Annotated in this window: 16 protein-coding genes; 10 read left to right on the top strand and 6 right to left on the bottom strand. The window is 65.9% G+C overall.

Annotation, left to right across the window (positions count from 1 at the left end; translation table 11 throughout):
- The first annotated feature begins 48 nt into the window (after positions 1-48).
- From iscR to iscX, 9 genes are all read left to right on the top strand, one after another.
- Complete coding sequence (gene iscR, locus AC1RWI_RS17735; RefSeq protein ID WP_043344885.1) at positions 49-603, top strand: Fe-S cluster assembly transcriptional regulator IscR; 555 nt, start codon at positions 49-51, stop codon at positions 601-603.
- A gap of 62 nt (positions 604-665) precedes the next feature.
- Positions 666-1,889: an IscS subfamily cysteine desulfurase gene (locus tag AC1RWI_RS17740; RefSeq protein ID WP_276288603.1), complete on the top strand. Its 1,224-nt coding sequence runs from the start codon at positions 666-668 to the stop codon at positions 1,887-1,889.
- Between the two features lie 62 nt (positions 1,890-1,951).
- Positions 1,952-2,353 (top strand): Fe-S cluster assembly scaffold IscU, encoded by a 402-nt coding sequence (gene iscU, locus AC1RWI_RS17745; RefSeq protein WP_006160178.1) that lies wholly within the window; start codon positions 1,952-1,954, stop codon positions 2,351-2,353.
- 31 nt (positions 2,354-2,384) lie between these two features.
- Positions 2,385-2,705, top strand: a complete 321-nt coding sequence (iscA, locus tag AC1RWI_RS17750; RefSeq protein WP_017229301.1) for an iron-sulfur cluster assembly protein IscA — start codon at positions 2,385-2,387, stop codon at positions 2,703-2,705.
- Positions 2,706-2,733: 28 nt separating this feature from the next.
- Entirely contained in the window at positions 2,734-2,967 is a 234-nt protein-coding gene (locus AC1RWI_RS17755) for a DUF3565 domain-containing protein (protein WP_492867750.1), read from the top strand.
- Between the two features lie 112 nt (positions 2,968-3,079).
- A complete protein-coding gene (hscB, locus tag AC1RWI_RS17760; RefSeq protein ID WP_043351472.1) occupies positions 3,080-3,598 on the top strand; it encodes a Fe-S protein assembly co-chaperone HscB in 519 nt (172 codons plus the stop codon).
- A gap of 126 nt (positions 3,599-3,724) precedes the next feature.
- Positions 3,725-5,587: a Fe-S protein assembly chaperone HscA gene (hscA, locus tag AC1RWI_RS17765; protein ID WP_492867752.1), complete on the top strand. Its 1,863-nt coding sequence runs from the start codon at positions 3,725-3,727 to the stop codon at positions 5,585-5,587.
- A gap of 42 nt (positions 5,588-5,629) precedes the next feature.
- Positions 5,630-5,968 carry an ISC system 2Fe-2S type ferredoxin gene (fdx, locus tag AC1RWI_RS17770; RefSeq protein ID WP_150983839.1) on the top strand — a complete coding sequence of 113 codons (339 nt, stop codon included), beginning with the start codon at positions 5,630-5,632 and terminating at the stop codon, positions 5,966-5,968.
- 76 nt (positions 5,969-6,044) lie between these two features.
- Positions 6,045-6,239: a Fe-S cluster assembly protein IscX gene (iscX, locus tag AC1RWI_RS17775; RefSeq protein WP_006160183.1), complete on the top strand. Its 195-nt coding sequence runs from the start codon at positions 6,045-6,047 to the stop codon at positions 6,237-6,239.
- Between the two features lie 60 nt (positions 6,240-6,299).
- On the opposite strand, the gene AC1RWI_RS17780 is transcribed toward iscX, so the two are convergent.
- The 4 genes from AC1RWI_RS17780 to prfB all read right to left on the bottom strand — a co-directional run bounded on the left by AC1RWI_RS17780 (position 6,300) and on the right by prfB (position 10,913).
- A complete protein-coding gene (locus tag AC1RWI_RS17780; RefSeq protein ID WP_492867754.1) occupies positions 6,300-7,088 on the bottom strand; it encodes a glycine zipper 2TM domain-containing protein in 789 nt (262 codons plus the stop codon).
- A gap of 272 nt (positions 7,089-7,360) precedes the next feature.
- Positions 7,361-8,899 (bottom strand): lysine--tRNA ligase, encoded by a 1,539-nt coding sequence (lysS, locus tag AC1RWI_RS17785; protein ID WP_043344898.1) that lies wholly within the window; start codon positions 8,897-8,899, stop codon positions 7,361-7,363.
- A gap of 40 nt (positions 8,900-8,939) precedes the next feature.
- Positions 8,940-9,710, bottom strand: a complete 771-nt coding sequence (locus AC1RWI_RS17790) for an SDR family oxidoreductase (RefSeq protein ID WP_492867756.1) — start codon at positions 9,708-9,710, stop codon at positions 8,940-8,942.
- Positions 9,711-9,808: 98 nt separating this feature from the next.
- A protein-coding gene (gene prfB / locus AC1RWI_RS17795; RefSeq protein WP_144409746.1) for a peptide chain release factor 2 occupies positions 9,809-10,913 on the bottom strand; the annotation gives its coding sequence in 2 pieces (ribosomal slippage) (positions 9,809-10,831 and positions 10,833-10,913; 1,104 coding nt in all).
- 211 nt (positions 10,914-11,124) lie between these two features.
- Between prfB and AC1RWI_RS17800 the strand changes: the two genes are divergently transcribed.
- Entirely contained in the window at positions 11,125-11,847 is a 723-nt protein-coding gene (locus AC1RWI_RS17800) for a peptidoglycan DD-metalloendopeptidase family protein (RefSeq protein WP_174422832.1), read from the top strand.
- A gap of 21 nt (positions 11,848-11,868) precedes the next feature.
- Here AC1RWI_RS17800 and recJ read toward each other — a convergent pair whose 3' ends face one another.
- Together recJ and AC1RWI_RS17810 are read right to left on the bottom strand one after the other, a co-directional pair.
- Positions 11,869-13,566, bottom strand: coding sequence for a single-stranded-DNA-specific exonuclease RecJ (recJ, locus tag AC1RWI_RS17805; RefSeq protein ID WP_043344905.1), 1,698 nt, complete (start codon positions 13,564-13,566; stop codon positions 11,869-11,871).
- A gap of 27 nt (positions 13,567-13,593) precedes the next feature.
- The gene (locus AC1RWI_RS17810) at positions 13,594-14,718 is read right to left on the bottom strand and encodes a hypothetical protein (RefSeq protein WP_043351476.1); all 1,125 of its coding nucleotides are present in this window, start codon (positions 14,716-14,718) and stop codon (positions 13,594-13,596) included.
- Positions 14,719-14,798 lie beyond the last annotated feature (80 nt).

Raw genomic sequence — 14,798 nt, forward strand, 5'->3', positions numbered from 1 at the left:
TCGACTTCTTTTATACTTGACCAAAATGATCAAGTACTCCCCAGCATCATGAGACTGACGACCAAAGGCCGCTTTGCGGTAACCGCCATGATTGACCTGGCCATGCGCCAGGATCAGGGTCCCGTTACGCTAGCGGGCATCAGCCAGCGCCAGAAAATATCCCTCTCTTACCTCGAGCAGCTGTTCGGTAAGCTGCGCCGCCACGAGATCGTGGAAAGCGTGCGCGGCCCGGGCGGCGGCTACAGTCTTGCCCGCAAGGCGGAAGACGTGACGGTGGCGGACATCATCATCGCAGTCGATGAGCCGCTCGACGCCACGCAATGCGGCGGAAAGGGTAATTGTAACGGAGATGAGGGAACCGGTCGCTGCATGACCCACGAACTGTGGGCCACGCTGAACCAGAAAATGGTCGAGTATCTCGATTCCGTCTCCCTGAAGAACCTGGTCGACCAGCAGCGCGCCAAGTGTCCCGCGGTGTTGCACGACATGCGCGAGGAGTCGGCTGCGCAAACCGTGGCCGCGCCGATCGGCAAGCCGGACAAGCAGGAAAAGCCCGCGCGTGCGCGGGTGGTGAATTCGGTTTTCAGCCTGGCTCAGTCGTAAGACGGGCAGCCGGCAAGAGAACAGAGAGCAACGTCAAGCATAGCGGTCCCTAAAAGGCAGTCATAACGATGAGCACCCCACATTTCCCCATCTACATGGATTACTCAGCCACCACGCCGGTAGACCCGCGCGTGGCGGACAAGATGATTCCGTACTTGCGTGAACAGTTCGGCAATCCGGCTTCGCGCAGCCACGCCTACGGCTGGGATGCCGAGCGCGCGGTGGAAGAAGCGCGTGAGCAGGTGGCGGCACTGGTGGGCGCCGATCCGCGCGAGATCGTGTGGACATCGGGCGCAACCGAGTCCAACAACCTCGCCATCAAGGGTGCGGCCAATTTCTATTCGGGCAAGGGCAAGCACCTGATCACGGTGAAGACCGAGCACAAGGCTGTGCTCGACACCACCCGTGAGCTGGAGCGCCAGGGCTTCGAGGTGACCTACCTCGACGTGCAGGAAAACGGCCTGGTCGACATCGAAGTGCTAAAGGCGGCGATCCGCCCTGACACGATCCTGGTGTCGGTGATGCTGGTCAACAACGAGATCGGGGTGATCCAGGACGTGGCGCAGATCGGCGAGATCTGCCGCGCCAAGGGCATCATCTTCCATTGCGACGCGGCCCAGGCCACCGGCAAGGTGGCGATCGACCTGAACACGCTGAAGTGCGACCTGATGTCGTTCTCGGCACACAAGACCTACGGCCCGAAGGGCGTGGGCGCGCTGTACGTACGCCGCAAGCCGCGCGTGCGCCTGGAAGCGCAGATGCACGGCGGCGGTCACGAGCGCGGCATGCGTTCGGGCACGCTGGCCACGCATCAGATCGTGGGCATGGGCGAAGCTTTCCGCATCGCCCGCGAGGAAATGGCTACGGAAAACGAACGTATCCGCATGCTGCGCGATCGCCTGTGGCGTGGCCTGTCGGGCATGGAAGAGGTCTACCTCAACGGTGACCTGGAACAACGCGTGCCGCATAACCTCAATGTCAGCTTCAACTTCGTCGAAGGCGAATCGCTGATCATGGCGATCAAGGACGTGGCGGTGTCGTCGGGCTCGGCCTGCACCTCGGCGTCGCTGGAGCCTTCGTACGTGCTGCGCGCCCTGGGCCGCAACGACGAACTCGCGCACAGTTCCATCCGCTTCACGGTGGGCCGTTTCACCACCGAGGAAGAAGTCGATTACACCGTGGAACTGCTCAAGAGCAAGATCGCCAAGCTGCGCGATTTGTCGCCGCTGTGGGAAATGTTCAAGGACGGTGTGGACCTGAATTCCATCCAGTGGGCCGCGCACTAAGCACCAAGCGCCAAGACCCACGCAAGACCCCATAAATACCGATACGCCAAGAGGTAGCCAAAATGTCATATAGCACCAAGGTTCTCGACCACTATGAAAACCCCCGCAACGTTGGCTCGTTCGACAAGAACGACGACGCGGTGGGCACCGGCATGGTTGGCGCGCCCGCTTGCGGCGACGTCATGAAGCTGCAGATCAAGGTCAACGAAGCTGGCGTGATCGAAGACGCCAAGTTCAAGACCTATGGCTGCGGCTCGGCCATCGCATCCTCCTCGCTCGTGACCGAATGGGTCAAGGGCAAGACCGTGGATCAGGCACTGGAAATCAAGAACACGCACATCGCCGAAGAACTGGCGTTGCCGCCGGTGAAGATCCACTGCTCCATCCTGGCCGAAGATGCCATCAAGGCAGCGGTCGAGGACTACAAGAAGAAGCACGAAGGCGCCGAGCAGAAGGCCGCCTGAGTTCCGCGTTCAATCAAGGGATGAAGCAGCGATGATCACGCTTACCGAGAAGGCCGCCAAGCATGTGGCGCGCTACCTGGACCGCCGCGGCAAGGGCGTTGGCCTGCGCCTCGGCGTCAAGACCACCGGCTGCTCGGGCCTGGCCTACAAGCTGGAGTACGTCGACGACCTGTTGCCGGAAGACAGCGTGTTCGAGTCGCACGGCATCAAGGTGATCGTCGATCCCAAGAGCTTGCCGTATATCGACGGCACCGAGCTCGATTTCGCGCGCGAAGGCTTGAACGAGGGGTTCCGCTTCAACAACCCCAACGTCAAGGATGAGTGCGGTTGCGGAGAGTCGTTCCGGGTTTGAGCGTGCTGGCATCAGCACGCCGGATACGATGAAACGCAGCATTGCCGGCTTTCACCAGGACGAGGAAAACCACTGGGTGGCGGAACTCGATTGCGGGCATGGCCAGCATATGCGCCATGACCCGCCCTGGCAGATGCGTCCGTGGACGCTGACGCCGCAGGGGCGTGCGGCCAGGATGGGCGTGCTGGTGAACTGCCTGAAATGCGATCGGGCGGAACCGCCGGCGGATTGGGCGGGCGGCAGCGCAAAGCGCGCTGCCTGACCGGATCAGCCGCCACATTGCTGCGGCCTGTACCGCGCGGTCAGCGTGCCGCTTTCACGCTGAAGGAAGTTCAAAGGGGCGGCGCAGCCGCTCCTTTTTGTTGGGGAAGGTGTTGAAAGACGATTATTTCGCGCTGTTCGGCCTGCCGGTCGGATATGCAGTCGACGAGGCGGCGCTGGATGCCGCTTACCTGACCGTGCAATCGCAGGCGCACCCGGACCGCTTTGCCAACGCCGGCGATGCCGAGCGGCGCGTGGCCATGCAATGGGCCGCGCATGCCAACGAGGCGTACCGCACGCTGCGCCAGCCGCTCAAGCGCGCGATCTACCTGCTGACGCTGCGTGGCGTGGACATCCAGGCTGAGAGCAATACTGCCATGGCGCCCGCTTTCCTGATGCAGCAGATGGAATGGCGCGAGGCCCTGCAGGAAGCGGTTGAAGACAATGATGTTGCGCGCCTCGATGCGCTGCTGCGTGCGTTGCGTGGCGAGAAGCGCGAGCGCCACGCGGCGCTGGGTGCGCTGCTCGATGCCGGCGATAACGCGGGTGCCGGCAGCGCGGCCAGGCAATTGATGTTCATCGAGAAAATCGAACACGATACCAGCGAGGCGATCGACCGCCTGGAAGGCTAGCGTTCCCCGAGGGACTCCAACGCCGCCAGGCAAGTTCGCCCCAGCCATGCAACAATGGCGCCCCGGCGCAAAGCCGGCCTGTGCGACGGGCCGTTTTTGCCACCGCACGAATAAAGAAGATTCATCATGGCACTGCTCCAGATCTCCGAACCCGGCATGTCGCCGGCACCCCACCAGAAGCGGCTCGCGGTCGGCATCGACCTTGGCACCACCAATTCGCTGGTGGCAGCGGTTCGCAACAGCATTCCCGAAGTCCTGACCGACGAAAGCGGCCGCGCGCTGCTGCCTTCGGTCGTGCGCTACCTGCCCAAGGGTACGCAGATCGGCTACCGCGCGCAGGAAGAAGCGGTGCACGACCCCAAGAACACCATCGTCTCGGTCAAGCGCTTCATGGGGCGCGGCCTGCGCGACGTCGCGCATATCGAGCACAGCCCCTACGATTTCGTCGACGCGCCCGGGATGGTGCAGATCAAGACCGTGGCCGGCGTGAAGAGCCCGGTGGAAGTCTCGGCGGAAATCCTGGCCACGCTGCGCCAGCGTGCCGAGGATTCGCTCGGCGACGAACTCGTCGGCGCGGTGATTACGGTGCCTGCCTATTTCGACGACGCCCAGCGCCAGGCAACCAAGGATGCCGCGCAGCTCGCCGGCCTTGAAGTGCTGCGCCTGCTCAACGAGCCGACCGCGGCAGCCATCGCCTACGGCCTGGACAACGCTTCCGAGGGCATCTACGCGGTGTACGACCTCGGCGGCGGCACCTTCGATATCTCCATCCTCAAGCTCAGCCGGGGCGTGTTCGAAGTGCTGGCCACCGGCGGCGACTCCGCCCTGGGCGGCGACGATTTCGACCAGCGCCTGATGTGCTGGATCGTCGAGCAGGCTGGCCTGCAACCGCTGTCCGCCGAGGATATGCGCCTGCTGATGGTGCGCTCGCGCACGGCCAAGGAAGCGTTGTCGGCGGCCGATTCGACGGTGATCGATGCCGTGCTGAACAGTGGCGAGATCGTGCACCTGACGCTGTCGGCCACGACCTTCGTCGAGCTGACCGCGCCGCTGGTGCAAAAGACGCTGTCGCCCGTGCGCAAGGCGCTGCGCGATGCCGGCGTCGCGGCGGACGAGGTCAAGGGCGTCGTGCTGGTTGGCGGCGCAACCCGCATCCCGTCGATCCGCAAGGCAGTGGGAGACTTCTTCGGCCAGCCGCCGCTGACCAACCTCGACCCGGACAAGGTCGTGGCCCTGGGCGCGGCCATGCAGGCCAACCTGCTGGCCGGCAACGGCGCTCCCGGCGAGGAGTGGCTGCTGCTGGACGTGATCCCGCTGTCACTGGGCGTGGAAACCATGGGTGGCCTGGTCGAGAAGATCATCCCGCGCAACAGCACCATCCCAGTCGCCCGCGCGCAGGAATTCACCACGTTCAAGGACGGCCAGACGGCTATCGCCATCCACGTGTTGCAAGGCGAGCGCGAACTGGCGAGCGATTGCCGCTCGCTGGCGCGTTTCGAGCTGCGCGGCATCCCGCCGATGGTGGCCGGCGCGGCACGCATTCGCGTGACGTACCAGGTTGACGCCGACGGGCTGCTGTCGGTCTTCGCGCGCGAGACGCAATCCGGCGTGGAGGCGACCATCACCGTCAAGCCGTCCTACGGCCTGGCCGACGACGAGATCGCCCGCATGCTGCAGGACAGCTTCCGTGAAGCCGAGCACGACATGAAGAGCCGTGCGCTGGCGGAGGAACGCGTGGACGCCGCGCGCCTCATCGAAGCCACGCGCCGCGCGCTGGAACTCGATGGCGACCTGCTCTCGGCCGAGGAGCGTGCCGACGTGGAGCGCTTGATCGCGGCCACTAGCGACATTGCCGCAGGCGAAGATCACCACGCCATCAAGACGGCGGTGCAAGCGCTGTCCCACGGTACCGACGAATTCGCCGCCCGCCGGATGGACCGCTCGATCAAGAGCGCGCTGGCCGGCCGCAAGGTGCAGGACCTGGGCTGATTCCCGAGGCCAATCGCACCCTATCCATATCCAGGACATTCCATGCCACAGATCATCGTATTGCCCCACGTCGAACTCTGCCCCGAAGGGGCCGTGTTTGAAGCCAAAGCCGGTACCAGCATTTGCGACGCGTTGCTCAGCAACGGCATCGAGATCGAGCACGCCTGCGAGAAGTCCTGCGCGTGCACCACCTGCCACGTGGTGGTGCGCGAAGGCTTCAACTCGCTGGAAGAGGCTGAGGAAAAAGAGGAAGACCTGCTCGACAAGGCCTGGGGCCTGGAGCCCAACTCGCGCCTGTCCTGCCAGGCCCTGGTGGCCGACAGCGACCTCACCGTGCAGATCCCCAAGTACACGATCAACCATGCCAAGGAAGAGCATTGAGCGCGGCGCGTTCGCCGGCTTGCTCGCCTGACCAGAGCTGACCAGAACTGACCAGAACTGAACGGAGAGAATTCCCATGAAGTGGACCGACACCTACGACATCGCCGCCGCCCTGTACGACAAGTACCCGGACGTGGATCCCACCACCATCCGCTTCACCGACCTGCACCGCTGGGTCATGGAGCTGGACGGCTTTGCCGATGTGGCCGATCGCTCGGGCGAGAAGATCCTGGAAGCGATTCAATCCGCCTGGATTGAAGAAGCGGAATAAGGGCTGGAACGAAAAAAACCGCGCAAAACGCGGTTTTTTTTCGCTGTTGCGGATGCCGGCTCAGCCAGCGACCAGCTGGCCATCCTGCATGTGCACACGTTCCCCGATCTGCACGCCCGGGTCGGCTTGATACGTGAAGGTGCGGTGGCTGCCGTTGTCCATCTGCACGCGGACCTGGTAGCTGGTGTCCTTGCGCACGGTCTTCTCGATCTGGTTGCCGGCAAAGCCGCCGCCCACGGCACCGGCAACGGTGCCCAGGATGCGGCCATTGCCCTTGCCGATCTGGTTGCCGAGCAGGCCGCCGATGACCGCGCCGCCGACGGCGCCCAGGCCACTGGCGGGCTTGGGCGCTTCGATCGGTGTGATGGCTACGACGCGGCCGGCATACGCGCTGCCTTGCGCCGGCTGGCGTTCGGCGTAGGCGCCGTTGTCGTTGCGGCTGGCCGCGGGGCCATAGCCCGCATCGCGGCTGGCGCTGCTGCGCTCCTGGGCGCGGCGTGCAGCGGGGGGTGTCGGTGTCGGTGCGGCCGGGGCGACGGGCGCTTGCGCCAGGTTCGCGGCCTCGGGCGGCCGCGTGGTGCTGCCCGGCGCCGCCAGTTGCGCGGTGTCGGCACCATTGATGGCGCCATTGACGGTGCCATTGGCGGCAACAGGCGCGGTCAGTGACTGCGGCGCTCCCTGCGTGGCCTTGCTGGTGGGCAGCACGCCGGTCATGGCGGCGACCGCGGTCAGACTGGCGATCACGACGGCTACCGCGGCGGCGCCCACCAGCGGATGCAGGCGGCGTTGGGTGGGCAGGGAAGCGGGCAAGGCAGGCTCGTTGGATTGGTGCAAGGTCGGATTCGACATATTGTTTTCCTCGCAAAACGCAGCCGGTCAGCGGTACTGATGGCTAGCGATTCGATGGACCTAGTTTGGCCCAATTCACGGCCATTTTCCGTTTGATTTTGTAAGTTTCTGTAGGCTGAAATTTTCAGTTAAATCATAGACTTGACGGCAAAAATGCATGGCCTTCGCGGGCTGTGTTTGTAACAAGCTCGCAGCCACAAGCAAAAAGCCCCGCCAAAAACTGGCGGGGCTTTTTGCTGTGCGAGGCGGCCCGGCGAGGCCGCCGCGCGGCGTCAGTCCTCGCGGCGCAGATGCGGGAACAAGATGACGTCGCGGATGTTCGGGCTGTCGGTAAGCAACATCACCAGGCGGTCGATGCCGATGCCGCAGCCGCCCGTCGGGGGCATGCCGTATTCCAGCGCACGGATGTAGTCGGCGTCGAAGTACATCGCTTCTTCGTCGCCCGCATCCTTCTGGTCGACCTGCTTGCGGAAGCGCTCGGCCTGGTCCTCGGCGTCGTTCAGCTCGGAGAAGCCGTTGGCGATCTCGCGGCCGGTGATGAACAGCTCGAAGCGCTCGGTGATGCCCGGCTGGGTATCCGAGGCGCGCGCCAGCGGCGAGACTTCCACCGGGTAGTCGATGATGAACGTCGGCTCCCACAGCTGGCTTTCGGCGGTTTCCTCGAACAGCACCAGTTGCAGCGTGCCCAGGCCCGCGTTGAGGAATTGCGGGGCGCCGGTGTTGATGCCGAACTTCTTCAGCTCGGCGCGCAGGAATTCCGTGTCGGCCAGTTGCGCGTCGGTATATTGCGGCGCGAACTTCTGGATGGCCTGCGTGATGGTGAGGCGATGGAACGGCTTGGACAGGTCCAGTTCGCGGTCCTGGTAGGTCAGCACGGCGCTGCCGCGCGCGTCGATCGCGGCCTGGCGGATCAGGTCCTCGGTGAAGTCCATCAGCCAGCGGTAGTCCGTGTAGGCCGCGTAGAACTCCATCATGGTGAACTCGGGATTGTGGCGCGGGCTCACCCCCTCGTTGCGGAAGTTGCGGTTGATCTCGAACACGCGCTCGAAACCGCCCACCACCAGGCGCTTCAGGTACAGCTCGGGCGCGATGCGCAGGAACATCTGCATGTCCAGCGCGTTGTGGTGGGTGATGAACGGCTTGGCCGTGGCGCCGCCCGGGATCGGGTGCAGCATCGGTGTTTCGACTTCCATGAAGTCGTTGCTGGCCATGTGCCGGCGCAGCGAGCTGATGGCGTTGGTGCGGGCGCGGAAGGTCGCGCGCGTTTCCGGCGACACGATCAGGTCCACATAGCGCTGGCGGTATTTCTGTTCCTGGTCGGCCAGGCCGTAGTAGTCGCCGGGCAGGGGGCGCAGGCTCTTGGACAGCAGGCGCAGCTCGGTCACCGCCACCGACAGCTCGCCGGTCTTGGTCTTCATCAGCGTGCCGCGGGCGGCCACGATATCGCCCAGGTCCCACTTCTTGAAGGCGGCGTACACGTCTTCACCGATCGCATCGCGGCTGATGTAGAACTGGATGCGGCCCGAGCCGTCCTGCACGGTGGCAAAGCTGGCTTTGCCCATCACGCGCTTGAGCATCATGCGCCCGGCAATGGCGACTTCCACCGGGGTGGCTTCAAGCACGGCCTGCTCGGTCTCGCTGTACTGCGTGTGCAGCGCGGCGGCCTGGTGGGTCGGGCGGAAGTCGTTGGGGAAGGCAGGGCCTTGCTGACGCAGGGCCTGGAGCTTCTCGCGCCGTTCCGCGATGATCTTGTTTTCGTCGGCTGCGGCCGGGACGTTGGTCTCGGCGGGAGCGCGGTTGGATTCGGTCATGATGTCTTGGTGAGTCGCTCGGGCCAGGCCCGCGCGAAGTTCATGTATTGCGGATGTCGTCTAGCTCGGTGCCGCCGAAATCAGGCCGCTCCAGGTACGCAGCGATACGCTGTGCGGTGTCGTCGGCCGAGGCCAGCTGATCGTTGTCCTTGAGGTCGCGGAAGCGCTGCACCTGCGCAAAGTCGGCGTTGCGGATGGTGGCCTGCATGCCGGTATCGATCACGCCCGGCGCCAGCGCCACCGCGCGCACGGCGCGTTCCGCCGGCGCCTGCGCGTATTCGGCGTTGATGGAGCGCACGAACATGTCCAGGCCCGCTTTGCTGGCGCAATATGCGCTCCAGCCTTCGACCGGGCGGCGCGCCGCGCCGGAGGAGATCGCCAAGATCTTGCGTGGGCAGCCAAAGCGCTCGGTGTGCGAGAGGAAGGCCGCGCTCATGGTCATCGGCGTGGCCAGGTTGGTCAGCAGATGCTGCACCAGCGCCGGCTCGCGCAGGTTGGCGATGGGGCCGATCGGATCGATCACGCCCGCGTTCAGGATCAGCGTGACGCTGGCAAGCGTTTCCTCGACGACATCGAGGACGCTGCCGAGCCAGGTTGCCGACGGGCCGGCTTGGGAGAGGTCTTGCAAGTGCCAGGCCACCTTGACGCCGCTGGCGGAGGCCGCCCGTTCCAGCTCGGGATTGCGGCTGCGGGACACGCACACCAGGCGGTTGCCCGGTTTGAGCAATGCCTGCGTCAGCGAGGCACCGAGCCCGCGCGAGGTACCCGTGATGATGATCAGATGCGTTGCTGCGGTCGATGCTGCGGTCATGGTCAAGATTGTCCCGGCAGGTGAGAGGCCGCACCTGCCGCCGCCGCACGCCGATCCTTGTCGGGGGCGCGTGGCGGCGGCGCGGCGCCGCTGCGTGGTTACAGCCCTTGCTTCAGGCTGGCTACGATGAAGGGATCCAGGTCGCCGTCCAGCACCTTCTGCGTGTTGGACATTTCCACGTTGGTGCGCAGATCCTTGATGCGGCTCTGGTCCAGCACGTACGAGCGGATCTGGTGGCCCCAGCCCACATCGGTCTTGGACGACTCCAGCTTGTCGGCTTCGGCCTGGCGCTTGCGCATTTCGTGCTCGTACAGCCGCGACTTCAGCATCGACATGGCTTCGGCGCGGTTGCGGTGCTGCGAGCGGTCGTTCTGGCACTGCACCACAATGCCGGTCGGGATGTGCGTGATCCGCACGGCCGAATCGGTCTTGTTGATGTGCTGGCCGCCCGCGCCGGAGGCACGGTAGGTATCCACGCGCAGGTCCGCCGGATTGACGTCGACCTCGAACGATTCGTCGACCTCGGGGTAGACGAAGACCGACGAGAACGACGTGTGGCGGCCGCCCGACGAATCGAACGGCGACTTGCGCACCAGGCGGTGCACGCCGGTTTCCGTGCGCAAGTAGCCGAACGCGTACTCGCCCTCGACCTTGATCGTGGCGCTCTTGATGCCCGCCACGTCGCCTTCCGACTCTTCCAGCACTTCGGCCTTGAAGCCCTTGCGCTCGCAATACTTCAGGTACTGGCGCAGCAGCATCGACGCCCAGTCGCAGGCTTCGGTGCCACCGGCGCCGGCCTGGATGTCGATAAAGGCGTTGGCCTGGTCCATTTCGCCGGAGAACATGCGGCGGAATTCCATGTCGGCGACGATGGCTTCGAAGCCGGAAACGTCGGTCTCGATGGCTTCCAGCGTGTCGTCGTCGCCTTCTTCGCGGGCGAGTTCGAACAGCTCGTCGGCACCGCTAAGGTCGTCCGTGAGCTTGCTGAGCACGCCGACCACGCCCTCCAGCATTTTCTTTTCCTTGCCGAGATCCTGGGCCCGCTTGGGGTTGTTCCAGACCTCGGGGTCCTCGAGTTCGCCGTTGACTTCGTCGAGTCGTCCTACTTTGACATCGTAGTCAAAGATACCCCCGTAGATCTTCCGTTCGCGAACGGAGATCAGAGATGGCACCGGAGATGGCGTTGAGGCGTTCTGCTTCCATGATGTTCCTGCGCTTTCAAAACCTTGAATTATAGCGGATCGGGGGCTTTTGCCCCGGCTCTGATCGCGTCTGTTGCGCGATTTCGAACGGTTTGCCCCCTGGAGGGTCTACAGTTGCGGGTGCGTCATGGCAGACTCGAACGCGCCGTCGGCCCAAGGCCGGCCACCCGGCAGGCTTCAAGTCAAGGACAGGGAGGGACGATAAGTACGTGATGAAGCAAAGCAACCACGACAAGACGAACGCGCGGCGCCGCGCGCTTGGCCTGCTGGCCGCCGCCGCTGCGGCGTGCCTGGCCGCTGGCTGCGGCACGCTGGCCAGCGAGCCCGCGCCCGATGGTTACTACCGGGTGCAGAGCGGCGACACGTTGTACACCGTGGCCCGGCGGCACAAGCGCGCCGTGCGCGACCTGGTGCGCTGGAACCAGCTGCCCAGCGCGGACCGGATCGAAGTCGGGCAACTGCTTCGGGTCCGCCCGCCAGCCGGCGCCAGCGCCGGCACGGCGGCTGGCAACGGCCCGGTGGCGGTCGGGGACACCCCGCGGGTGGATAACAGCGCACCGTCGCGTGCGCCCGCCACCAGCATCCGCCTGCAATGGCCGGCCGACGGCCGCGTGACCGCTGGCTATGGGCCGCCTGCCAGCAAGGGCCTGCGTATCAACACGGCGCCTGGCAGCGTGGTGCGCGCGGCCGCCGCCGGCAAGGCCATCCACGTCGGCGACCTGCGCGGCTACGGCATGCTGGTGATCATCAAGCACGACGACAACTGGCTGACGGTGTATGGCAACCTGGACAAGCCCTCGGTCAGCGAGGGCGCGCAGGTATCCAGCGGGCAGGAGGTCGGGCGCATGGGCACGGCCGACAGCGAGCTGCATTTCGAGGTGCGCAACAACGGCAAGCCGGTGGATCCGGCAGGGCTGCTGCCGTCGCGCGGTTAAGCCGCCCGCCAGCCAGGCGCGCTACTGCGCGTGCTCGATCACCATCTGCACCCGTGTGATGCCGTTGAAGGTGTTGTTGTCGAGCCGGTAGGCCACCAGCGCGCTGGCGCCCAGCGAATCCGCATGGTTGAACCAGATCGCGTCAAAGCGCTGGCTGCCGCGCCCTAGCTGCAGCTTCAGGTGCTTGCCCTTGAGCACGCTCTGGCGCAGCACGTCGAACTCGCCGCAGAAGGTGGGCGCCGGGAAGCCCTGGCCCCAGACCTGCTGCTCCAGCAGCGAGACGAATTCCGGGCTGAAGCAGGCATCCTCGATGTCGCCATCGGTCTCGATCACCCGGGCCAGCTGCTCGTCGCTCAGCCATTCGCGCCCCACTGCCTCGAACGCTTCCATGAACTGCCCGAAGCTGTCGGCGCCGAGGGTCAGGCCGGCCGCCATGGCGTGGCCGCCAAACTTCTTCAGCAGGCCGGGATGGCGCTTGGACACCAGGTCCAGCGCATCGCGCAGGTGAAAGCCCGGGATGGAGCGGCCCGATCCCTTGATCGTGTCTTCGTCGCCCGGGGCGAAGGTGATGGTGGGGCGGTGGTATTTTTCCTTGAGCCGCGAGGCCACGATGCCGATCACGCCCTGGTGCCAGGTGTCGTTGAACACGCTGACGGTAAAGCGTGCGGCCGGATCCAGCGCGCCCAGCGGGCCTTCGAGGATCTGCAAGGCTTCCTGCTGCATGCCAGCTTCGATATCGCGCCGCTCGCGGTTCATGCCATCGAGTTCCTGGGCGATCTCCCAGGCGCGGTTGGCGTCGTCGGTCAGCAGGCATTCGATGCCTAGCGACATGTCGGCCAGCCGCCCTGCGGCGTTCAGGCGCGGGCCCACGCCAAAACCCAGGTCGAACGTGTTGGCGCGCGTGGCCTCGCGCCCGGCGGCACGGAAGAGGGCGGCCACGCCGGCGTGCATGCGCCCGGCGCGCATGCGCTTCAGGCCCTGCGCCACCAGGATGCGGTTGTTGCTGTCGAGCTTGACCACGTCGGCGACCGTGCCTAGCGCAACCAGGTCCAGCAGGGTGTCCAGGCGCGGCTGGGTCTGCGCGTCGAACACGCCGCGGCGGCGCAGTTCGGCGCGCAAGGCCAGCAGCACGTAGAACATCACGCCCACGCCCGCCAGGTTCTTGCTGGGGAATTCGCAGCCGGGCTGGTTGGGGTTGACGATCACTGCTGCGTCGGGCAACTGGTCGCCGGGCAAGTGGTGGTCGGTCACCACCACGTCGATGCCGAGCGCATTGGCCGCCGCCACGCCGTCGACGCTGGCAATGCCATTGTCCACCGTCACGATCACGTCCGGCTGCTGCCTGGCGGCCAGGGCCACGATCTCCGGGGTCAGGCCGTAGCCGTACTCGAAGCGGTTGGGCACGATGTAGTCGATGCGCGCCCCCAGCATGCGCAAACCGCGCACGCCCACCGCGCAGGCGGTGGCGCCGTCGCAGTCGTAGTCCGCCACGATCAGCAGGCGCCGGCCCGCGGCGATGGCGTCGGCCAGGTAGGTGGCCGCGTGGTCGATGCCTTTCATGGCAGCCGGCGGCGCCAGGCCGGGCAGCTCGGTGGCGAGCTCGGCCGGCTCGCGCACGCCGCGTGCCGAGAGGATGCGCGCCAGCGTGGGATGCAGGCCGAACCCGGCCAGCTTGCCAGCGTGCTCGGTGGAAAAAGAGCGAACAGCGATTTTTGTCATTGCGGGGTCTTGCAGAAAACCAGGGGATCAGGCGGCATAGGCGAGGTCGGACAGCAGCGCGCGCCAGTCGCCGCGCTGGCCCAGGCCGCGCCAGAACTTGCGCAGGTCGGCGCGGCGCACGGTGAACTCGGCGTAGTGGTTGTCGCCGGACAGCATGAGCGTGACCGCTTGCAACTGCCCGGCTTCGAGGGCGGCCAGGGCGGGCGCGAACCATTCGGCGTCGAGCGTGTGCATGCGCTCGATCCACAGGCCCCAGTCCTGCGCGATATGGGATTCGATGGCGTCGTCCAGCAGCACCATGGCGCTGCCCTGCAGCGCCTGGAGCGCCTTGAACCGCGGCGGCTGGGGCTGGCATGCCGCGCCGCCGGCCAGCGCCACGCCGCGCAGGAAGGCGTCGCCGGTCAGTACCGTGTCCGCCAGGCGCGGCACCGGCTGCAGGGTACCGCCGCCGTGGAGCCAGACCGAATTGACGGAGAACGCTCCCGCGGCTTCCCTGGCCTGGTTCACCGGATGGTCGTACCAGGTCATCTGGATTTCGTTCTGGATCCGGCGCCAGTCGCGGGCGCGCTCGCCGGCCTGCATCCACACATCGATATTGCGGCCGGTGGCCCGCAGCGGGCTGGCGGCCACAAGTGGCCCGAACACGGCTTGCGGGATGTACCAGCGCGCCGGGTGCGGTGTTTCAAGCACAATGCCGGATTCCTGCAGCAGCGCCGCCACCGCGGCGTGCAGGGCGGCGGACTCCTCGGCCCGGATATGCAGCTGAGCCGGGTCCATCAGCACGAGGTGGTCGCGCGCCGCATGGATATGCACCGGCTGCAGGCAGGCCCAGGCCTGGCCATCGTCCGCCGTGGCACCGTTGCCGGCGGCGGTCATGTCGGCCAGGCGCATGTACGGGGCGCTGGGCACACGGGCGGTGTCGAGCCCGGCGCGCCCGGCCAGCCAGCGCTCATGCGGCAGCGCGCGCAGGAAGGGGTCGTCGTGCCGCTCGCGCGGGCCGGGGCTGGCGCGCGTGAGCAACTTTCCCAGCGCCGGCAACTCCAACTGCCGCAGCAGGGCTTCGAGCATGGCGTCGTTGCCCCCACCGTCGGCGTCGATCGCGGCGCCGGGCGGGACAGAAAAGGGCACAATCAGGGTCAGGTGCGTCATCATGGTGCCGAGATTGTAAACTTGCGGCTGGCTGGCGGAGGAAATATCGTCCCCGGCCCGGTTGCGGCAGTGGCGCGAGCGGC

The sequence above is a fragment of the Cupriavidus sp. MPR-AND1C genome, from assembly GCF_058809705.1.